Consider the following 20,173-nt stretch of genomic DNA (forward strand, 5'->3'; position numbering starts at 1 on the left):
AACGTCAGGGTTCTCCCCTGGGGGCTCCGACGGGATCCCGGGGGACCGGGCGCCGGGCCCCGAGGGGATCCCGTGAGCTCTCAGGCGTCGCGCTTCTTCAGCACCAGGTAGCCGCCGGCCAGCGCGGCCACCACCCAGATCACCATGATCCCCAGCCCGGCCCACGGGCCGTACGGAGCCTCCTCCGAGTTCATGGCGTCCGGCACGACCTGCATGATCTTCGAGCCGGCCTGGTCGGGGAAGTAGCGGGCGACCTCCTTGGCCTTCGGCACGGCCGCCAGGATCTGCGAGACCAGGAAGAAGAACGGCATCAGGATGCCGAGCGAGAGCATCGACGAGCGCAGCATCGCCGCCACGCCCATGGAGAACAGCGCGATCAGGCCCATGTAGAGCCCACCGCCGATCACCGCGCGCAGCACGTTGTCGTCACCGATCGAGGCCCGGTGCTCGCCGAGCAGCGCCTGTCCCAGGAAGAAGGAGAGGAAACTCGTCGCGAGACCCACGGCGAACGCGAGCCCGCCCGCCACCGCGATCTTCGAGAAGAGGAAGGTCGCGCGCTGCGGCACGGCCGCCAGGGAGGTGCGGATCATGCCCGAGGAGTACTCGGTCCCCACCACCAGGACACCGAAGACCACCATCGCCAGCTGCCCCAGGGTCATCCCGAAGAAGCTGACCAGGGTCGGGTCGAAGGTGGCCCGCTCGACCTCGCTGAGGTCGTCGAAGGTGGAGTTGAACACGGCGGACAGTGCCGCACCGATCGCCACCGTGACGATGAGGGCGCTCGCCAGCGTCCAGACGGTCGACGACACCGTCCGGATCTTGGTCCACTCGGACTGCAGGACCGCGGATACCGCTGCCATGGTTCAGGCTCCCTGGGAGGTCGTGCCCCACTGGGGGCCGGGCGCCGGGGCGCCACCGTGTACATCGGTGCCGTGCGCGTGGTACTCCACCGCACCAGCCGTCATCTGCATGAAGGCTTCTTCGAGCGAGGCGCGCTGGGAACTCAGCTCGTGCAGCACGAGCCCGTTCTCCGCGGCGAGTTCACCCAGCTTCTCGGTCGTCGCACCGTCCACCTCGAGGGTGCCGTTGCCCGCTTCGACCGCGATGAACCCGTGCGTGTGCAAGAGGTCCCGGAGCCGCTCCTGCTGAGGAGAGCGCAGTCGTACATAACTGCGGGAATTCTCCTGGATGAAATCCGCCATCGACGTGTCGGCCAGCAGCTTTCCCTGCCCGATCACGATCAGATGATCGGCTGTCAGGGCCATTTCACTCATCAGATGGCTGGAAACGAAGATCGTCCGGCCCTCGGCCGCCAACGCCTTCATCAGATTGCGGATCCAGTGAATTCCCTCGGGGTCCAGACCATTGACGGGTTCGTCGAACATCAGGATCTCGGGATCACCGAGCAGCGCCGACGCGATGCCGAGCCGCTGCCCCATGCCCAGGGAGAAACCCTTCGACTTCTTCCGTGCGACCGGCGTCAGACCCACCAGGTCCAGCACCTCGCTCACCCGGCGCTCCGGGATGCGGTTCGACTGCGCGAGACACAGCAGGTTGTTGTACGCGGAGCGGCCGCCGTTCATGGCCTTGGCGTCGAGCAGCGCGCCGATGTACTTCAGCGGCTCCTCCAGCTCCCGGTAGTGCTTGCCGTCGATCCGGACCGTCCCGCTCGTCGGGTTGTCCAGGTCCAGCATCATCCGCATCGTCGTGGACTTGCCCGCCCCGTTGGGCCCGAGGAAGCCCGTGATCACCCCAGGACGCACCTGGAAGGAGAGATGGTCGACCGCGGTCTTCGCCCCGTATCGCTTGGTCAGGCCCTCAAGCTCGATCATGAGTCCCAACCTAAGGGTGCGCAAAACCCCCCGCCACCGGAATGACAGGGGGTCTCGGGAACGCTGCGAACTCGTTACCGGCAGTGCGTCAGGTCGACGGCCACCACCCGGACGGCCGTACGGGGGGCGGCCGTCCGGGTTGTGGTCGTACGAGGGACGGGCGTCAGCGGGACTGCTGGGCCGGGACGCCGGCCGGACGCTCGTCGTCGATCGGGGAGCCGGCGGCCGCCACCGCGGCACCGGTCAGCGTCGCCAGCATCTCGCGGACGTTGGTCAGCTGGGCGTTGATCGAGTCGCGGCGGTTCGTCAGCGCCGCGAGCTCGCGCTCCGATTCGCTGCGGATCCGGTCGGCCTTGGCGTTCGCGTCGGCCACGATGTCCTCGGCCTGGCGCTGCGCGGTCTCCACCGTCTGGCGGGCCCGGCGCTCCGCGTCCGTGCGCAGCTTCTCGGCCTCCAGGCGGAGCTGCTCGGCGCGGTGCTCGATCTCGGCGAGGCGCTTCTCGGCCTTGGCCTGACGCGAGGCCAGGTCGCGCTCCGACTGCTCGCGGCGCTTGGCAAGGTTCGTCTCGAAGTCCGCGGCGGCCTGGGCGGCCTTGGCGCGGGTCTCCTCGAAGAGGGCGTCCGCCTCCTCGCGCTTCGACTGCGCGTCCTTCTGCGCCTCGGCGCGCAGCGTGTTGGCCTCGCCCTGCGCCTTCTCGACGATGCGGACGCCCTCGTCCTCGGACTTCGACTTGCGCTCGGCCGCGAAGGACTCCGCGTCGTTGCGCACCTGCTGGGCGGCCGACTCGGCCAGCTCGCGGTGCTGCTCGGCGGCGCGACGGGCCTCCTCACGCAGGTCCTTCGCCTCCTCCTCGGCGAGCCGGAGGATCTTCTCGACCCGCGCGCCGAGCCCCGCGTACGACGGCTCGGCGTCGGTGACCTGTGCCTGGGCGTTCTGCGTCTCGAGGTGGAGCTCCTCGATGCGCTTCTCCAGGGAGGTGATGCGGGACAGCGCACTGTCGCGGTCGGAAACGAGCTTGGTAATGCGGTCGTCCACCTGACCGCGGTCGTAACCGCGCCGCACGAGCTCGAAGCCGAAGGGGGAGGATGTGTCGCTCATGGGTTTCCTGTCGAATGAGACCGGTGAGGTGTTAGAGGGAATCCTAGGGGCCGAAGCGGCGTGTCATCGAGCGTATGCCCGTTTGATCTGGAGAATGTCCAGCCTTTTGAGTGGCTAGCCGTCCTGGGGCTTGCCACTCGAACGAGTGGACCCCGCTGACGCGCCCGCCTTGGCGCCGACCGGCCCGGCGGACTTCGTACCGGCGGACGGAGTCTCGAAAGACTCCAACGCCTCCAGTACGTCCTGGACACGGGAGATCTCCGCATTGATGTCCTTGCGGCGCCGCACCAGCACCTCCAGTTCGCGCTGGCCTTCCTCGATCGTCTTCTCCGCCTCGGCCTGGGCCTCCGCCAGCGCCCGCTCGGCCTCGGCCTTGATGCCCTCGGCCTCCGCGACGAGCGAGGCCTTCTTCTGCTCGGCCTCCTTGAGGAGCGCCTCGGCCTTGCGGACCGCGGCGATGCGGACCTTGCTCGCCTCGGAACTCGCCTCGGAGACCAGTTCCTTGGCCTTCGCGTCGGCCTCGGCCCGTTGCTCCGTCGCGGCCTTCATCAGGTTGTCGACCCGCTCGCCCGCCGTCTTCATCTGCTCGGCGCTCTCGCGGCGTGCCCGCTCGTGCAGTTCCTCGATCTCGCCCTCGATCCGGCCCCGCAGCTCCTCGGCCCGCTCCCTTATGGCCGTCGCGTCCCCGCGTGCCCCGACCAGGAGTTCGTCCGCGTCCGTACGGGCCTTCTCCACCAGCGAGTTGCCCTCGACGGTCGACTCGGCGACGATCCGCTCGGCCTCCTTGCGGGCCGCGCCGACCATCATGTCGGCCTGCGCCTCGGCCTCGGTGGTGGCGCGCAGCGCCTCCTCCTGGGCCTTGCCGATGAGCTGGTCGGCCTGCTCGGCCGCGTCGGAACGCTTCCGGGCACCGGCCTCCCGCGCCTCGTCGAGCGTCCGGTCCGCCTCCTCGCGGGCCTCCGAGCGCATCTGCTCGGCCGCCGCCTCGGCCTCGGCCCTGAGCCGCTCCGACTCGGCCCGGATCCGCTCGGCGTCCTGCTGGGCGGAGCCCACGGTCGCCTCGGCCGCGGCACGCGCCTCCGCCGTGACGGCATCGACGAGTTCGCCGGCCTCGCGGGTGAGCCGCTCGGCCTCCGAAGTGGCCTCCGCGAGCAGCGCGTCGGCCTGTTCCGCGGCGTCGCTGCGGCGCTTGTCGGCGGCCTTGCGGGCCTCGTCGAGGACCTGCTCGCCGTCGGCCAGGGCGGCGTTCCGCAGAGCCTGCGCGTGCGCCTCCCCGTCGATCTTGACCTGTTCGGCCTCGGTGCGCAGGCGTCGGGCGTCCTGCTCGGCGGTCTCCATGAGCTCGACCGCCTCGGCGGTGAGCCGTTCGGCCTCGGCGGCCGTCTCGCGGGTGAGCCGTTCGGCCTCCGAAGTGGCCTCCGCGAGCAGCGCGTCGGCCTGTTCCGCGGCGTCGCTCCGGCGCTTGTCGGCGGCCTTGCGGGCCTCGTCGAGGACCTGCTCGGCGTCGGCGACCGCGGCCGCCCGCAGCGCCTCCGCGTGCGCCTCCCCGTCGGCCTTGACCTGTTCGGCCTCGGTGCGCAGGCGTCGGGCGTCCTGCTCGGCGGTCTCCATGAGCTCGACCGCCTCGGCGGTGAGCCGTTCGGCCTCGGCGGCCGTCTCGCGGGTGAGCCGCTCGGCCTCCGAAGTGGCCTCCGCGAGCAGCGCGTCGGCCTGCTCGGCCGCGTCGCCGCGGCGCTTGTCCGCCGCCTGACGGGCCTCGTCCAGGGTCTGCTCCGCCTCGGCGGCGATCCGGTCCGCCTCCGCACGGGCCTCGCCGACGACCGACTCGGCGCGCTCGGCGGCCTCCGAACGGATCCGGTTCGCGTCGTCGCGGGCGTCGGCCCGGGTGCGGGCCGCGTCCTGCTCGGAGGCGGCGAGCGAATCGCTCACCTCGGTCCGGACCCGCTGCGCGTACTCGGCGGTGTCCGCCCGGAGCTTCTCCGACTCGGCGATCGCGTCGGCGACCGTCCGCTCGGCCAGTGCCTTCGCGGCGTCCGTCTCCTCCTGCGCACGCGTCCGCGTGCGGGCGGCGTCCTCGGAGGCCCGCTCCCGCTCCTCGTAGGCGTCGGCGCGGACCCGGTCCGCCTCCTCCTGCGCCTCGGAGCGCGTCCGCTCGGCCGCGTGCTCGGCGGCGCTGCGCAGCCCGGCGACCTCTTCCTCGGCCTGCTCGCGCAGACCCGCCACCGAGTCCCGAACCTCCTGGGCGGCTCGCGAGGCCACGGTGACCATCTCGGTCGCCCGCGCGTCCGCCTCCTCGACCAGGCGCTGCGCCTCGACCTGCGCGTCCTCGACGCGCTTGCGGGCCGCGGCGAGAAGCTCCTCGGACTGCTCGCGGGCGTGCGCGCGCTCCCGGCCGGCCTCGGAACGGGCCGACTCCAGCGTCTCCTCGGCCTCCCGGCGGCGCCGGACGGCCTCCTCCTGCGCGGCGGCCAGCGCCTCGGCGGCCTCGGCGGCCACCCGCTCGGCCGCGGCGGCGGCCTCGGCCCGTACCCGGTCAGCGGTCTCCTGTGCCTCCGACCGCAGTCGCTCGGCCTCCTCGGCCGCCTCCTTGCGCAGCCGTCCGGCGGCGCTCTCGGCCTCGGTGCGCGTGGTGGACGCGTCCGACGCGGCCTCGGTGCGCAGCCGCTCGGCCTCCTGCTCGGCCTGCTCCTGGAGCGTACGGATGCGCTCGGCGGCCTCGGTGCGCAGCCGCTCCGTCTCCTCGGCGGCCTCGCGCCGGATCAGCTCGCCCTCGGTCCGCGCGTCGGTGAGCTCCTCCCCGGCCGCCACGACCTTCGCCTGGGCGTCGGCGTGCAGCCGGGTCAGCTCCTCGGCGGCCTCGGCACGGCGGGCCTCGGCGGCCCGCTCGGCGTCGGCGCGCAGCCCGGCCGCGGCATCCTCGGCCGCCGCCTTGACCGCCTCGGCCTGCTCCTCGGCCTCGGCGCGCAGCCGCTCGGCCTCGGCGCGGGTGCGCTCCAGGGTCTCCTCGGCCTGCGTCCGGAGCGTCTGGGCGCGCTCCATGGCCTCCGACTTGGCCCGCTCGCTCTCGACGCCGGCCTTCGCCCGCATCTCGTCGGCGTCGGTACGGGCCTTGGTGAGGAGCTCCTCGGCGCTGCTGGCCGCCTCCTCGATCTGCTGGACGGCCTCGCGGCGGGCCTCGCCGCGGATCCGCTCGCCCTCCGCGATGGCCTCGGCGCGGAGCTGCTCGGCCTCGCCGCGCAGCCGGCGGGCCTCCTCCTGCAGCTCGACCGTCTTGGCGCGGTACTCCTTGGTGTCGTCCTTCGCCGAACCGAGCAGCTCGTCCGCCTGCTCCTCGGCCTGGGAGCGCAGCCGGTCGATCTCCGCCTCGGTCTCGCGACGGATCCGCTCGGCCTCCTCGGAGGCCTTGCGGGTGGTCTCCCGGGCGTCGTCGGAGGCCTTGGTGAGGATCTCCTCGGCGTTGCGCGCGGCCTTGGCCAGTGCGGCGGCGGAGTCCTCGGCGGCGACCGTACGGGCCTTCTCCGAGGCCTCGGCGACGAGCTTCTCCGCCTCGGCGGTCGCCTCGCGGAGCTTCTCGGCGGCCTCGGCCTTGAGCGCCTCGGCGTCCTTGGTGGCCTCGCCGACCAGCCGGGCGATCTCCGTCTTCGCGGTGCGGGTGCGCTGCTCGTTCACCGACTCGGCGGTGGAGAGCTGCTTGGCGGCGGCGTCCTTGGCCTCGCTGAGGGCCTTCTCGGCCTCCGCGCGCGCGACGCGCAGCTTCTCCTCGGCCTCCTGCATGCGCTGCTCGGCGGCGCGGGAGAGTTCGGTGGCCTGGCGGCGGGCCTGGTCGGTCTCGGCGGTCGTGGTGGAGCGGAGCTGCTCGGCGTGGCTGGTGGCCTCCTGCGCCTGGCTGGAGGCGGCGCCGAGGAGGCGCTCGGCGTCCCTGCGGGCGCGCAGCAGAATCGCTTCGGCCTCGGCGCGGGCGGCCTCGGCCTCGGAGCCCACGCGCCGACTGGTCTCCTCGGCGAGCCGGGTGGCCTCGGCGCGGGCGGTGGCGAGCGCCTGCTCGGCCTCCGCGCGGGACTCCTCCATCAGACGGCGGGCCTGGGACTCCGTACGGGCGCGGAGCTGCTCGGCCCAGGCGACGTTCTCGTTGACGTGCGCCTCGACGGTCTGCCGGCGCTCGCTGAGTTCCTGGTCCAGCTGCTGACGGCGCTGGACCGCCTCGTTGTGCAGTTCGGCCTGGAGCCGGGACTGGTGCTCGGCGTGCTCCTGGAGGATGCGCTGCGTCTGGGCGCGGGCGTCGCGGAGCTCGCGCTCGGCGTCCTGGCGGAGCTGCTCGGCCTGCGCCTGCGCGTTCCGCAGCAGCTGCTCGGCCTGGTAGCCGATGTCCGCGCTGTCGTAGGCGGGTCGGGACGCGATGGTGCGGCGCGCCTCGTGGAGCTTGGCGCGCAAGACCTCGACCTGGTATCCGAGGTCCTCGGCGTGCTGAACGGCCTTCTCGCGCTCGGTCTTCAGCCGGTCCATCTCGGCTTCGAACCTGGCGAGATGGTCGTCTTCAGCTCGGTGGCTCTCCTGGCGTTCGTAGCCCCGCACTGCGCGGTCCATCCTTCCCCGAGCTCTTCGAGCAGGGGAGACCCCAACCCTGGTCGCAACTCCGACGACCGCCCTCACGGCCGAGGACGGACCCCCGGGGAATCGTGGCAGATCGGACGACCCCGACATCCCGACTACGGTGCCGCACGGAGCGGCCCCGACCGGCCCCGGCCCGGAGTCGCCCACTCTACCGGGCCAGGAATCCGGTGGTCAGTGCTCCGCTGAGGAGTGGTCAGCCGACGGCTCTGCCGAGGTGACCAGTTCCGTCAGGACGCCGTGGCAGTCCTTGGGGTGCAGGAAGGTGATCCGGGAGCCCATGGAGCCGATCCGCGGCTGGTCGTAGAGGACCCGGACGCCCTTGCCGCGGATGTCGTCGGCGTCGCCGTCCACGTCCGCCGTGCCGAAGGCGATGTGGTGCACGCCCTCCCCGTTCTTGGCGAGCCACTTGCCCACCGCCGAGTCCTCCCGGGTCGGCTCCAGGAGCTGGAGGTAGGAGGCTCCGCCGTCCGAGGTGTCGTTGATCTTGAGCATGGCCTCGCGGACGCCCTGCTCCTCGTTGACCTCGGAGTGGAAGACCTCGAAACCGTACGTGGCACGGTAGAACTCGACAGTCTTGTCCAGGTCGAAACAGGCGATCCCGATGTGGTCGATTCGCGTCAGCATGCCTCCAGTGCAACGCCGCGACGGTGGTTACGCAACGTGCGCGCCGTCACACCGACCGGCCGGTGACCCGGCGGTCCGCCGCTCAGTACATTGGCGGTAAACCCTCGTTCACTTCTCATCCCTAGGGGCCGTGCCTCATGTCTGGAACGACCGGTACCACCTCAGTGATCGTCGCGGGCGCCCGCACGCCCATGGGTCGCCTGCTCGGCTCGCTCAAGTCCTTCTCGGGCGCCGATCTCGGCGGCTTCGCCATCAAGGCCGCGCTCGACCGGGCCGGCATCGGCGGCGACCAGGTCCAGTACGTGATCATGGGCCAGGTGCTCCAGGCGGGCGCCGGCCAGATCCCCGCCCGCCAGGCCGCGGTCAAGGCCGGCATCCCCATGAACGTCCCCGCGCTCACCATCAACAAGGTGTGCCTGTCGGGTCTCGACGCCATCGCGCTCGCCGACCAGCTGATCCGCGCCGGTGAGTTCGACGTGGTCGTCGCCGGCGGCCAGGAGTCGATGACCAACGCCCCGCACCTGCTGCCGAAGTCCCGCGAGGGCTTCAAGTACGGCGCCATCGAGATGCTCGACGCCATGGCGTACGACGGTCTGACCGACGCCTTCGAGAACATCGCCATGGGCGAGTCCACGGAGAAGCACAACAGCCGTCTGGGCATCCGGCGCCCCGAGCAGGACGAGGTCGCCGCCCTCTCGCACCAGCGTGCCGCCGCCGCGCAGAAGAACGGCATCTTCGAGGCCGAGATCACCCCGGTCGAGATCCCGCAGCGCAAGGGCGAGCCGGTCGTCTTCTCCAAGGACGAGGGCATCCGCGCGGAGACCACCGCCGAGTCCCTCGGCAAGCTCCGCCCCGCCTTCGCCAAGGACGGCACCATCACCGCCGGCACCTCCTCGCAGATCTCCGACGGCGCCGCCGCCGTCGTCGTGATGAGCAAGGCCAAGGCCGAGGAGCTGGGCCTCGAGTGGATCGCCGAGATCGGCGCCCACGGCAACGTGGCGGGCCCGGACAACTCGCTGCAGTCGCAGCCCTCGAACGCGATCCTGCACGCTCTCAAGAAGGACGGTCTGACCGTCGACGACCTCGACCTGATCGAGATCAACGAGGCCTTCGCCGCGGTCGCCGTGCAGTCAATGAAGGACCTCGGCGTTACCCCCGAGAAGGTGAACGTCAACGGTGGCGCCATCGCCCTGGGTCACCCGATCGGCATGTCCGGCGCCCGCGTGGTGCTGCACCTGGCCCTGGAGCTCAAGCGGCGTGGCGGCGGCATCGGCGCGGCCGCCCTGTGCGGCGGCGGCGGTCAGGGCGACGCGCTGATCGTCCGCGTCGCCGGCAAGTAAGTCACCTCGGCAAGGTCAGGCAAGGAGCTCTGCACATGGTGGACGTCCCCGCTCTGGTCGCCCAGGCACGGGAGGGCAGGCCGCGGGCCGTGGCCCGGCTGATCTCGCTCGTGGAGGGGGCGTCCCCGCAGCTGCGGGAGGTCATGGCGGCGCTGGCGCCGCTCACCGGCGGCGCGTACGTGGTGGGCCTGACGGGCTCGCCCGGCGTCGGCAAGTCCACGTCGACGTCCGCCCTGGTCTCCGCCTACCGGCGGGCCGGCAAGCGGGTCGGCGTCCTGGCCGTCGACCCGTCCTCGCCGTTCAGCGGCGGGGCGCTCCTCGGCGACCGGGTCCGGATGTCGGACCACGCCTCCGACCCGGGCGTCTACATCCGCTCCATGGCGACCCGCGGCCACCTGGGCGGCCTCGCCTGGTCCGCCCCGCAGGCCATCCGCGTCCTGGACGCGGCGGGCTGCGAGGTGATCCTGGTGGAGACCGTGGGCGTCGGGCAGTCGGAGGTCGAGATCGCCTCCCAGGCCGACACCTCGGTGGTGCTCCTGGCGCCGGGCATGGGCGACGGGATCCAGGCCGCGAAGGCGGGCATCCTGGAGATCGGCGACGTGTACGTGGTGAACAAGGCCGACCGGGACGGCGCGGACGCCACCGCCCGCGAGCTCAACCACATGCTGGGCCTGGGCGAGGCGCGCGGTCCCCATGACTGGCGGCCGCCGATCGTCAAGACGGTCGCGGCGCGCGGCGAGGGCATCGACGAGGTCGTGGAGGCCCTGGAGAAGCACCGTGCCTGGCTGGAGGAGCGCGGGGTCCTGGCGGAGCGCCGCCGGGCCCGTGCCGCCCGTGAGGTCGAGACCATCGCGGTCACGGCGCTGCGGGAGCGGATCGGCGATCTGCACGGCGACCGGCGGCTCGACGCGCTCGCGGAACGGATCGTGGCGGGCGAGCTCGATCCGTACGCGGCCTCGGACGAGCTGGTCGCGAGCCTGACGGGCAACTGAGCGGCGTACGGCTCCGCGGAGACGGAACAGGGCCTCACCGGGACGACCGGTGAGGCCCTACTTCGTCAGGTCCGCCGGACGCGGCCGCCGCTACGGCTTGCCGCGCCGACCGCGGAGCTGGTCCGCGACCGGCTTGAGGGACTCGCGCAGGTCGCCGAGCGCGTCCGGGCCGATCTGGTCGATGAAGTGCTTGCGCACCGACTCCACGTGGTGCGGGGCGACCTTCTGCATGGTCTCCATGCCCGCGTCGGTCAGCACGGCGTACAGGCCGCGCCGGTCGGACTCGCAGTTCTCGCGCCGGACGAGTCCGGCGTTCTCCATGCGGGTGATCTGGTGCGAGAGCCGGCTCTTCGACTGGAGCGTGGCCGAGGCCAGATCGCTCATGCGCAGCCGCCGCTCGGCCGACTCCGAGAGGTTCACCAGGATCTCGTAGTCGTTCATCGTCAGTCCGAAGGGCTGGAGATCCCGCTCCAGCTGGTACGTCAGCATCCTCTGGACGTCCAGGAATGTGCGCCACGCACACTGCTCGGCGTCGGTGAGCCACGGGGTGGCGGTCTCGGTCTCCATATATGGATTCTACCTAAGAAGTTGAATACTTGACGAAGTCTGGGAGCGTGCGTTCGAAGACGTCACCCTCCGCAGACTACCGCTCACAGACCGAAGCGACGCTGGAGGTCGCCGAGCTGGCCGGGAAGGCGCGGTACCGAGCCTTGCACAGACTGGCCGGAACCCGGCGATCCATGGCCGCCCGGTACGCCCGGCTGCGCCGGAGGGCCGCCGATCGCACGGTCCGCCATCAGGATCTCCGTCGACTGGAGGAGGACCGTGCCCGCCCCCACGAACTCGAACTGGTGCTCCTCGCCCGAGGTGCCCCCGATGCCCGTCAGCGCGCGGACGCCGCCCATCACACCGGTCATGTAGCCGTGGTCGTAGTGGTGGCACGGGGAGGGGCAGTCCGCCCAGCCGACCAGGGCCTGCGGGTCCACCCGCATCGGCGGCTCCATGAAGACCACCGGGCCGTTCGACGCGGCCACGAACTTGCCCGTGCCGATCAGGGTCACGAAGCCCGGCACGATCGACTGCTTCAGCGCGAGCGTCGGCTGGTAGGCGAGGAGATTGCCGGAACGGATCGTCAGATTGCCCTGGTCCAGGTCGAACGAGTTCACGTCGAAGGCCCGGTCCGCGAGCAGCATCTTCCCGCTGCCCTCGGCCACCACCCAGTCACTGGCGTGCAGGGGCGAGTGGAACGACGTCCGGACCAGCCGGTCCAGCCGCCCGTGCCCGATGCCGTTGAACTCGATCCGCCCGTAGTAGGCGATCATCTTGCCCTTCTGCAGGAACCACTGGGAGCCCTTGAGCTCCACACAGAAGGTGTACGGGTTCACGTTGTCGTCCGACGGCAGGGTCGTCGGGTCGTGGATCACGGGACCGGTCACAGCTTTTCCTCCGAGGCCTGCACGTACACCGCACCACTGCCGCTCAGCTCCAGCTGGAACGCCTCGCCCGACCCGCGCCCCACCATGTCGCGCCAGCCGAGCGCGGTGGAGAGCTTGTTCCGTACGTCGCCGTGGTGGGCCACGTACGCCTGCGGGTCCACGTGGACCGGGCGGCCCGGGGTGATCGGCAGCTCGATGACGCCGCCGTGCGCCATGACGGCCACCGCGCCGTGGCCCTTCAGGGTGGTGGTGAAGAGGCCCTGGCCGGTCACCTGGCCGCGGACCATGCCCATGACCCCGCCCTGCGAGCCCATGAACATGGTGCCCTGCTCCAGGGTGCCGTCGAAGGCGAGGAGGCGGTCGGCCTCCACGTACAGCGTGTCACCGGTCAGCCCGATCACCTGGATGTGGTGACCGCCGTGCCCGAACATCACCGTGCCGTTGCCCTCGACGGTCATCAGCGGCGTCGCCTCGCCGGCCACCCGGCGGCCGATCATCGACATCACGCCGCCCTGGCCGCCCGCCGTGTTCGGCGTGAAAGTGACGTCGCCCCGGTACGCGAGCATCGCGCCGCGCTGGCTGAACATCCGCTGCCCGGGGATGACGGTCGCCTCGACCATCTTGGAATTGATCTCGCGGAACGGCATCAGACGTCGCCCCCGATCGTGTTCCGCTCGCTCGGCTGGACGTACACGAGGCCGTCCCCCTCGAAGCGGATCTGGAAGGCCTCGCCGCCGCCCTCGCCCATGAGGGTGCGGAAGGTCACACCCGACTGGAAGTGCTGCTGGAGGTTGCCCTGGTGGGCGATGTACGCGCCGGGGTCGACCTGGAGCGGGTACTGCGGGGTCACCCGCAGCACCACCGCCGGGCCGTCGGACATGATCGCCGCCTGCCCGGTGCCCTCGACGGTCGTGGTGAAGAGGCCGTTGCCGGTGGCCCCGCCGCGCAGGCCCGTGAAGGTGGTGCCGGTGCGCAGCCCCGCGTCGGTGCAGAGCAGATTGCTCGCCTCGACCCAGAGCTTGTCGCCGTGCAGGGCGACGAGGTTGATCTCGGAGGCCCGGTCGGCGAACCAGCAGGTCCCCTGGCCGCGTACCTCCATCACCTCCATCTGCTCACCCGTGAGCCGGCGGGTGACCATGCCGCGCAGGCCCTCACCGCCGCCGCTCATCTTCTTGAACGCCATCTGGCCGTCGTAGGCGACCATCGAGCCGTTCTTCGCCTTGACGGCGTCGCCGGTCATGGAGACGGCGAGCACCTTGCTGCCTTGGAGTCGGAACGTTGCCACCAGCAGAAGGTACTGGGGACCCGGATAAAGAGACAGCAAAGTCGGCGTGCACAATGGACGGGCCCTTGTGCATCCGTTCACAAGATCGAACGAAGGTGACCCCCTCCGTGGACATCAAGACCGCTTCCTCCCTCCACCGGCTCCGGCTCGTCTCCGCGCCGGAGGCCGTCTCGTTCCTGCTCCTGCTGGTCTGCTCGGTGCTCAAGCGGACGACGGACTTCAACGCGGTGCCGGTCATGGGCGCGATCCACGGCGTGCTGTTCGTCCTCTACGTCCTGTTCTGGCTGGACGCCTGGAACCGGACCAAGTGGAGCTTCGGGACCGCCGCCCTCTACTTCGTCCTCTCCGTGCTGCCCCTGGGCGGCTTCTACGCCGAGCGGAAGCTCAAGCGCGAGGCCGAGGACGCGGTCGTCGCCTCCCGCGCCCGCGCCGCGGCCGCCGAAGGCGCGGTGCAGGTGTGATCGTCGCCTTCTCGGTCACCCCGCTGGGCGTGGGGGAGGAGGTCGGTGAGTACGTCGCCGACGCCGTCCGGGTCGTCCGTGAGTCCGGTCTCCCCCACCGCACCGACGCGATGTTCACCTCCGTCGAGGGTGACGACTGGGACCAGGTCATGGACGTCGTGAAGCGCGCGGTCGCCGCCGTGGAGGCGCGGGCCCCACGCGTCTCGGTGGTCATGAAGGTCGACATCCGCCCCGGTGTCACGGACGGTCTGCACAGCAAGGTCGCCACGGTGGAGCGGTACCTGGAGGGCTGAGTCCCCGCCCGTCCTCCGTACACGAGAAGCCCCCGGTCCCGCTTCGGGACCGGGGGCTCCGTCGTGTCCGAGGGCGCTGCTCCGGCCCGGGCGCCGGCTCCGCGGGAGCCGTCCCGGGCGATGACCGCCGTGGCGGAGCCGAAGCGTCACGTACGCCCCGGGGAGACGGGGCGGCCGTCACCGCCGGCGCTACCCACTCGGACCATCCCCGGTCGACACGCCGACAGGTCACCCCTTTTGCTGGGGTATCGACCTGTTCGACGGCAGCTGGAGGCACCGTGCGGCTGGGAGGCTACGACTACGACACCTACAGTCGACTCGCCGGTCCGCTCACGGAACCGGACCCGGTGGCCTACACGGTGCGGTACCGGAGTCTGCTCTCGAAGGAGCCGCACCGCGTACGTGCCGTCCTCCTCATGTGCCTCGCACCGGTCCTCTCGGCGCTGCTCCTCGCCTATCTCGTCTGGCCCGGCCACTGGACCGTCCGAGAGGGCGGCGCCCCCTGGCTCGTCCGCCTCGACACCGTGATGCTCGCGTCGATCGGGCTCATCTGCTTCTTCATGCTGGTGAACGTCACGTCGATCGCCCACGCCACCATGGCCGCCCGTGACCCCATACCCGTGTACGCCGAGCCCGGCACCCGCGTCGCCTTCCTCACCACGTACGTCCCGGGCAAGGAACCGCTCGCCATGGTCCGCCGCACCCTGGAGGCCGCCACCCGGCTGCGGCACGACGGCGTCCTCGGGGTCTGGCTCCTCGACGAGGGGGACTCCGCCGAGGCCAGGGCGCTCTGCGCCGAGCTGGGCGTCCACCACTTCACCCGGGCCGGAGTCCCCGAGTGGAACCGTGCGAAGGGCGTCCACCGGGCGAGGACCAAGCACGGCAACTACAACGCCTGGCTCGCCATGCACGGCCACGCGTACGACTGCTTCGCCTCCGTCGACACCGACCACGTGCCGCTCCCCGACTTCCTGGAGCGGATGCTCGGCTGGTTCCGCGACCCCGACGTCGCCTTCGTCGTCGGACCCCAGGTGTACGGCAACTACACCAACATGGTCACCAAGGCCGCCGAGTCCCAGCAGTTCCTCTTCCACGCCCTGATCCAGCGCGCCGGGAACCGCTATCACGCGCCCATGTTCGTCGGCACGAACAACGTCGTCCGGATCTCCGCCCTCCGGCAGATCGGCGGCCTGTACGACTCGATCACCGAGGACATGGCCACCGGCTTCGAACTGCACCGCAGGAGGAACCCGGCCACCGGCCGCCACTGGCGCTCCGTCTACACCCCCGACGTCCTCGCCGTCGGCGAGGGGCCGGCTTCCTGGACGGACTTCTTCACCCAGCAGCTCCGCTGGTCCCGCGGCACGTACGAGACGCTCCTCAGGCAGTACTGGAAGGCGCCCTTCCGTACCCCGCCGGGCCGCTTCCTCAACTACACCCTGATGCTCGTCTACTACCCGATGACCGCGGTCAACTGGCTCCTCGGTGTCCTCAGCGGCGTCCTCTACCTCTGGTTCGGCGCCTCCGGCACCCAGGTCTCCACCTCCGTGTGGCTGATGATCTACAGCGACGCCGTCGCCCTCCAGATCGGCCTCTACCTGTGGAACCGCCGGCACAACGTCTCGCCCCACGAACCCGAGGGCTCCGGCGGCCTCGCCGGCATGGCGATGTCCGCGCTCTCCGCCCCCGTCTACCTCAAGGCCCTCGGCTCGGTGTTCCTGCGCACCCGCGGCCGCTTCGTCGTCACGCCCAAGGGCGGCGAGGCCAGTCCCGACCGGATCGGGACCTTCCGTATCCACCTCTTCTGGGCGGCGGTCCTCATCGCCTCGCTCGCCGCGTCCGTCCACTTCGGGCACACCCACGCGGCCATGCGCGTCTGGGCGGCCCTCGCCCTGGTCATCGCCCTCGCCCCGATCAGCCTCTGGGCCTTCACGCGCCTCAGGGAGCGGCGGGCGCTCCGCGTCCGCGCGCGCGCCCGTGCCCGGGTCCGTGCCCGCGTCGCGGCCGTGGCCCGTGTCGAGGCCGCGGCGGCCGCCCCGCCCCCGCCCGGTCCCGCCACCCCCGCCCCCACGACGACCGGAGGGAACTGAGCCATGGCCCACCGGCCGTCGAAGAAGTTCAGGAGGACCCTCCTCGGCAGCGCGGCGGTACTGGTCCTCGCGGCGCTCAACGCCCCCGCGGCCGTCTCCTTCGCCGAGGAGAGGTACCACGCGTACAAGATCGCCCAGCCCGGCTACCAGCGGCGGTTCGGCTCCTGGGCCGAGGTCGAGGTCCCCGACCGGTACCGGATCAACGCCATCCACGCGGCCCTGCTGCACACCGGCAAGGTGCTGCTGATCGCCGGCTCCGGCAACAGCCAGAAGAACTTCGACGCGGGGACCTTCGAGACCATCCTGTGGGACCCCGCCGCGAACACCTTCAAGAAGATCCCCACCCCGGTGGACTTCTTCTGCTCCGGCCACACCCAGCTTCCCGACGGCCGCCTGCTCGTCGCCGGCGGCACCGCGCGGTACGAGATCCTCGACGGCGAGGTCAAGAAGGCCGGCGGTGGCATGCGGGTCAAGAACGAGAGCCCCGACAAGGCGGTCACCCTCAAGAAGGGCACCGTCTTCCGTTCGCCGTCCGGGGTCGAGTACGTCTCCCGGTTCGACGTCACCGTCCCCAAGGCCGAGCGCGCGTTCGAGATCTCGTACTCCGCGGGCGGCCAGATGCAGCCGTGGAAGACCAAGGTGACCGCCGCCGAGGCCCGGGTCTTCGTCGAGGCCCGCGAGGAGGGCCCGCAGGCCCTCACCACCGAGGCCGCGCAGTACGAGGTCGTCGGCCTCGAGGGCGACGCCGCCGACGACGTCTACGGACTGGCGCAGAAGCTCACCACCGAGAAGCAGGACTTCCAGGGCATCAAGGGCGCCTACGAGTTCGACCCGAAGGCCGAGAGGTACATCCCGGTCGCCCCCATGAAGGACGCCCGCTGGTACCCCACCCTCGTCACCCTCCAGGACGGCAAGGTCCTCGCCGTCTCGGGACTCAACGACGTCGGCGACGTCGTCCCCGGCGACAACGAGATCTACGACCCCGTGACCAAGAAGTGGTCCAAGGGCCCCTTCCGCTACTTCCCCACCTACCCCTCCCTCTTCCTCACCCGGGGCGGCAAGCTCCTCTACACCGGTTCCAACGCCGGATACGGACCCGCCGAGAAGGGCCGCGAACCGGGCCTGTGGGACCTGCGGAAGAACTCCTTCACCAAGCTCGGCGGGCTCACCGACCCCGACCAGCTGGAGACCTCCGCCTCCCTGATCCTGCCCCCCGCCCAGAACCAGAAGGTCATGGTCCTCGGCGGCGGCGGGGTCGGCGAGTCGTCCCGGTCGACCGCCCGCACCTCGATCATCGACGTGTCGCAGGAGAGTCCCGTCTTCACCGACGGGCCGGCACTCCCGCAGGGCACCCGCTACCTCAGCGGCGTCCTGATGCCCGACGACACCGTCTTCACCACCGGCGGCTCCGAGAACTACCGGGGCCGCGGCGGCAGCGACATCCTCAAGGCACAGTTCTACGACCCGAGGAGCAACACCTTCACCGAGGCCGCCGAACCCACCGTCGGCCGCAACTACCACTCCGAGGCGCTGCTGCTCCCCGACGGCCGGGTGGCCACCTTCGGCTCCGACCCGCTCTTCGACGACAAGGACGACACCCGGCTCGGCACCTTCGAGCAGCGCATCGAGGTCTTCACCCCGCCCTCCCTCCACCGGGCCGGCGCCGACCGGCCCGTCCTGGGGGAGGGGCCGCAGGAACTCGACCAGAACGGCCGCGCCACCTTCCGGACCAAGGACGCCGGCCGGATCGTCACGGCCCGGCTCATGCGGCCCAGCGCCGTCACCCACACCACCGACGTCGAGCAGCGCTCGGTGGAGGCGGGCCTGACGAAGAGCCCGGACGGGACGACGGTCACCGTCGACGTACCGGACGACCGGACCCTCGTACCGCCCGGCTGGTACATGCTCTTCGTCACCGACGCGACCGGCGTCCCGTCCGAGGCGAAGTGGATCCAGGTGGACTGAGCGCGCCCTCCCGGTGGCCTACGAATCCGCCCTGCGCGCCAGGCCCAGGGCGTAGTCCGGCCACCACGTCCCGGCGGCCGGGCCGCCCCGGCACGGGCCGTCCGAGTCGCCGGGGCGCTTGACCCAGAGATAGGCGTCGACCAGCTCGTCCCCGGTCCGGTCCGTCGGCGGTACGCCCAGGGCCCGGCCCGGCGGGTTGCACCAGGCCTCCGCCCCGTCGCCCGGGAGGGGACCGTCACCGTTGCGGCTGGTGTCCACGGTGAAGTGGGCGCCGCCGAGCAGCCCCGACAGCCTCGCGCCGAAGCCCCGCACCGTCTCGGTCGTCTGGAAGTTGGAGACGTTCAGCGAGAAGCCGTCCGCGTGGGCGACGCCCGCCCGGCGCAGCGGCTCCACCAGTCTGCCCGGATCGTCGATCCAGGCCGGGTTCCCGGCGTCCAGGTAGACCCGGGTGCGGGGCTGCCGCTTGAGCCGTTCGACGGCCTCGGCGAGCAGCCCGTACCGCTCGTCGTGGTGCTCGGCCGGAGTGCAGCCGTCCACGAGGTGCGGCACCGCGTCGGGCTCCAGGACGACGATCGCCGAGGCCTCCCCGAGGGCGCCGGCGAAGGAGTCGATCCAGGCCCGGTAGGCCCCCGCGTCGTGCGAGCCGCCCGCCGAGTACAGGCCGCAGTCGCGGTGCGGGATGTTGTAGGCGACGAACACGGCCGTACGGTCCTCCGCCGCGGCCCCCCGCACCGCGCGGGTGATCTCCGGCACGGGATCGTCGCCGGCCGGCCAGTCCGCGACCGGGCGGTCCGCGATCCGCCTCAGGATCCTCGCGTCCTCGGTCCTGCCCTGCTCCTCGTACCGCCGCACCTGCCGGGCCGCGTCGCTCTCCGGGTCGACCCAGAACAGCGAGCCGCCCGCGGGGGCCGCGGTCCCGTCGCGCGTGGACGGCGGACCGACGGGCCCCCTCGGGGGCTCGTCCTCACCGCATCCGGCCAGAAGCAGCGCGGCGACGAGGGTCAGGGCGACGGCGGTGGCGGTGCGGCGGGACATCCGGCCCCCCGGGGTCGGGTACGGCGGTCACGGCGCGTACGGGGACGGAACGGGGCCATCGTGGCATGACGGTCAGTCTGTTCCGGGCTGCGACACCGCGATCCCCAGCGGTGTCCGCTCGTACAGCACCTGGTGGCCGTAGCGCCGGGAGGTGAGCAGCCCGGCGTCCCGCAGCACCGCGAGGTGCGCGGAGACGGTGGACGGGGCCCGGCCCAGGAGGTGGGAGAGCGCCGTCGTCCCCATCGGCTCGGCGAGGGCGCACAGGACGTCCGCCCGCACCGGTCCCAGGAGCCGCCCGAGCGCCTCCGGCGTACGGTCCCCGGACTCCGACCACAGCCCGCCGACCCCGCGCGCCGGATAGACCACGGTCGGCTGCCACGGCGGATCGAAACCGCTCACCACGTCCGGCCAGGTGAACACCGACGGCATCAGCACGAGCCCCTGCCCTTCCAGCGGCCGGATGTGCTCGCCGCGGTACGCGACCCGCAGCGTGGCGGTGCCCGCGTCCCACGCGAAGGACGGATGCAGCTCGTCGAGGAGCCGTTCGAGACCGCCCTCGGCGAGCCGCCGCGAGTGGTACGCCACGTCCGCCTCCAGGAGCGCCCGCAGCCGTGGCCAGTCCGGGGCGATCAGCGTCTCCCAGGCGACCAGGAGCAGCTCCGCGAGCCGCCGCACCGCCCCGGCCGGGTCCGCGAGCATCCGCCGCCCCTCGGCCGTCCCGGCCGCCCCCGGGGTGTCCGCGAGCGCCCGCTCGAAGTCGTCGAGGACCAGCGCCGGATCGGTCTCCCGTACCGCGGCGATCTCGTCCTCGAACGCGGCGGCGGGCCCCAGCGGCGGCGGATAGAGGAAGTCCGGACTGTGCCCGTGCAGCGGCATCAGCAGATGCAGCGGCCCGAGGTCCAGCTCTCGCGCGGCGGACGCGATCCGCCGCATCCACGGCAGGTGGTAGCCCTGCTTGCCGGGGCGGGCCAGGACCCGCACGGCGGAGTGGGTCTCCCAGAGCGGGGAGATCGCGAACCGGATCCGCAGCGGATCGGCCTCGCCGAAACGCAGGTGGTACGGCACGGGGCCCTCCGGGTCGCTGTCGGGCGGGAGATTCGTCTGGAGCCG

General features: G+C 71.7%; 17 protein-coding genes. 6 read left to right on the forward strand and 11 right to left on the reverse strand.

Annotated features, from left to right (window positions below):
- Window positions 1-80: 80 nt before the first annotated feature.
- The 5 genes from OG392_RS25100 to mce form a co-directional block, all read right to left on the reverse strand.
- A complete protein-coding gene (locus OG392_RS25100; RefSeq protein WP_329283122.1) occupies window positions 81-860 on the reverse strand; it encodes an ABC transporter permease in 780 nt (259 codons plus the stop codon).
- Between the two features lie 3 nt (window positions 861-863).
- A complete protein-coding gene (locus OG392_RS25105; protein ID WP_329283124.1) occupies window positions 864-1,832 on the reverse strand; it encodes an ABC transporter ATP-binding protein in 969 nt (322 codons plus the stop codon).
- A 163-nt stretch (window positions 1,833-1,995) separates the two neighbouring features.
- Entirely contained in the window at window positions 1,996-2,931 is a 936-nt protein-coding gene (locus tag OG392_RS25110; RefSeq protein ID WP_329283126.1) for a cellulose-binding protein, read from the reverse strand.
- Between the two features lie 114 nt (window positions 2,932-3,045).
- Complete coding sequence (gene scy, locus OG392_RS25115) at window positions 3,046-7,503, reverse strand: polarized growth protein Scy (protein WP_443055097.1); 4,458 nt, start codon at window positions 7,501-7,503, stop codon at window positions 3,046-3,048.
- A 210-nt stretch (window positions 7,504-7,713) separates the two neighbouring features.
- Entirely contained in the window at window positions 7,714-8,166 is a 453-nt protein-coding gene (gene mce, locus OG392_RS25120) for a methylmalonyl-CoA epimerase (RefSeq protein ID WP_329283128.1), read from the reverse strand.
- 137 nt (window positions 8,167-8,303) lie between these two features.
- Between mce and OG392_RS25125 the strand changes: the two genes are divergently transcribed.
- On the forward strand, window positions 8,304-9,506 hold the full coding sequence (locus OG392_RS25125; protein WP_329283129.1) for an acetyl-CoA C-acetyltransferase: 1,203 nt from the start codon (window positions 8,304-8,306) through the stop codon (window positions 9,504-9,506).
- A gap of 35 nt (window positions 9,507-9,541) precedes the next feature.
- The gene (gene meaB / locus OG392_RS25130) at window positions 9,542-10,498 is read left to right on the forward strand and encodes a methylmalonyl Co-A mutase-associated GTPase MeaB (RefSeq protein WP_329283132.1); all 957 of its coding nucleotides are present in this window, start codon (window positions 9,542-9,544) and stop codon (window positions 10,496-10,498) included.
- A gap of 90 nt (window positions 10,499-10,588) precedes the next feature.
- Here the strand turns inward: meaB and OG392_RS25135 are convergent, their stop codons facing one another.
- From OG392_RS25135 to OG392_RS25150, 4 genes are all read right to left on the reverse strand, one after another.
- Window positions 10,589-11,065, reverse strand: coding sequence for a MarR family winged helix-turn-helix transcriptional regulator (locus tag OG392_RS25135; RefSeq protein WP_329283135.1), 477 nt, complete (start codon window positions 11,063-11,065; stop codon window positions 10,589-10,591).
- Between the two features lie 83 nt (window positions 11,066-11,148).
- Complete coding sequence (locus OG392_RS25140) at window positions 11,149-11,934, reverse strand: AIM24 family protein (RefSeq protein ID WP_187623217.1); 786 nt, start codon at window positions 11,932-11,934, stop codon at window positions 11,149-11,151.
- Window positions 11,931-12,581, reverse strand: coding sequence for an AIM24 family protein (locus OG392_RS25145; RefSeq protein WP_030321147.1), 651 nt, complete (start codon window positions 12,579-12,581; stop codon window positions 11,931-11,933). Before OG392_RS25145 ends, OG392_RS25140 begins: the two co-directional genes overlap by 4 nt.
- Window positions 12,581-13,219: an AIM24 family protein gene (locus OG392_RS25150; protein ID WP_329283137.1), complete on the reverse strand. Its 639-nt coding sequence runs from the start codon at window positions 13,217-13,219 to the stop codon at window positions 12,581-12,583. The genes OG392_RS25145 and OG392_RS25150 overlap by 1 nt, the downstream gene beginning before the upstream one ends.
- Before the next feature lie 107 nt (window positions 13,220-13,326).
- Here OG392_RS25150 and OG392_RS25155 point away from each other — a divergent pair, with 107 nt between their 5' ends.
- From OG392_RS25155 to OG392_RS25170, 4 genes are all read left to right on the forward strand, one after another.
- A complete protein-coding gene (locus OG392_RS25155; protein WP_329283139.1) occupies window positions 13,327-13,680 on the forward strand; it encodes a DUF3817 domain-containing protein in 354 nt (117 codons plus the stop codon).
- Window positions 13,677-13,973 (forward strand): MTH1187 family thiamine-binding protein, encoded by a 297-nt coding sequence (locus OG392_RS25160; RefSeq protein ID WP_030321151.1) that lies wholly within the window; start codon window positions 13,677-13,679, stop codon window positions 13,971-13,973. The genes OG392_RS25155 and OG392_RS25160 overlap by 4 nt, the downstream gene beginning before the upstream one ends.
- Before the next feature lie 278 nt (window positions 13,974-14,251).
- The gene (locus OG392_RS25165) at window positions 14,252-16,063 is read left to right on the forward strand and encodes a glycosyltransferase family 2 protein (protein ID WP_329283140.1); all 1,812 of its coding nucleotides are present in this window, start codon (window positions 14,252-14,254) and stop codon (window positions 16,061-16,063) included.
- A 3-nt stretch (window positions 16,064-16,066) separates the two neighbouring features.
- Window positions 16,067-18,028, forward strand: coding sequence for a galactose oxidase-like domain-containing protein (locus OG392_RS25170; protein ID WP_329283142.1), 1,962 nt, complete (start codon window positions 16,067-16,069; stop codon window positions 18,026-18,028).
- An 18-nt stretch (window positions 18,029-18,046) separates the two neighbouring features.
- Here OG392_RS25170 and OG392_RS25175 read toward each other — a convergent pair whose 3' ends face one another.
- Window positions 18,047-19,063: a glycoside hydrolase family 6 protein gene (locus OG392_RS25175; RefSeq protein WP_329283143.1), complete on the reverse strand. Its 1,017-nt coding sequence runs from the start codon at window positions 19,061-19,063 to the stop codon at window positions 18,047-18,049.
- 72 nt (window positions 19,064-19,135) lie between these two features.
- Window positions 19,136-20,128 carry an ArsR/SmtB family transcription factor gene (locus tag OG392_RS25180; RefSeq protein ID WP_329283145.1) on the reverse strand — a complete coding sequence of 331 codons (993 nt, stop codon included), beginning with the start codon at window positions 20,126-20,128 and terminating at the stop codon, window positions 19,136-19,138.
- Window positions 20,129-20,173: the final 45 nt, after the last annotated feature.

The organism is Streptomyces sp. NBC_00691 (genome assembly GCF_036226665.1).
GTDB lineage: Bacteria > Actinomycetota > Actinomycetes > Streptomycetales > Streptomycetaceae > Streptomyces.

Coding starts and splice junctions, on each gene's coding strand:
- OG392_RS25100 (WP_329283122.1), bottom strand. CDS start 860: ATGGCAGCGGTATCCGCGGTCCTGCAGTCCGAGTGGACCAAGATCCGG.
- OG392_RS25105 (WP_329283124.1), bottom strand. CDS start 1,832: ATGATCGAGCTTGAGGGCCTGACCAAGCGATACGGGGCGAAGACCGCG.
- OG392_RS25110 (WP_329283126.1), bottom strand. CDS start 2,931: ATGAGCGACACATCCTCCCCCTTCGGCTTCGAGCTCGTGCGGCGCGGT.
- mce (WP_329283128.1), bottom strand. CDS start 8,166: ATGCTGACGCGAATCGACCACATCGGGATCGCCTGTTTCGACCTGGAC.
- OG392_RS25125 (WP_329283129.1), top strand. CDS start 8,304: ATGTCTGGAACGACCGGTACCACCTCAGTGATCGTCGCGGGCGCCCGC.
- meaB (WP_329283132.1), top strand. CDS start 9,542: ATGGTGGACGTCCCCGCTCTGGTCGCCCAGGCACGGGAGGGCAGGCCG.
- OG392_RS25135 (WP_329283135.1), bottom strand. CDS start 11,065: ATGGAGACCGAGACCGCCACCCCGTGGCTCACCGACGCCGAGCAGTGT.
- OG392_RS25145 (WP_030321147.1), bottom strand. CDS start 12,581: ATGCCGTTCCGCGAGATCAATTCCAAGATGGTCGAGGCGACCGTCATC.
- OG392_RS25170 (WP_329283142.1), top strand. CDS start 16,067: ATGGCCCACCGGCCGTCGAAGAAGTTCAGGAGGACCCTCCTCGGCAGC.
- OG392_RS25175 (WP_329283143.1), bottom strand. CDS start 19,063: ATGTCCCGCCGCACCGCCACCGCCGTCGCCCTGACCCTCGTCGCCGCG.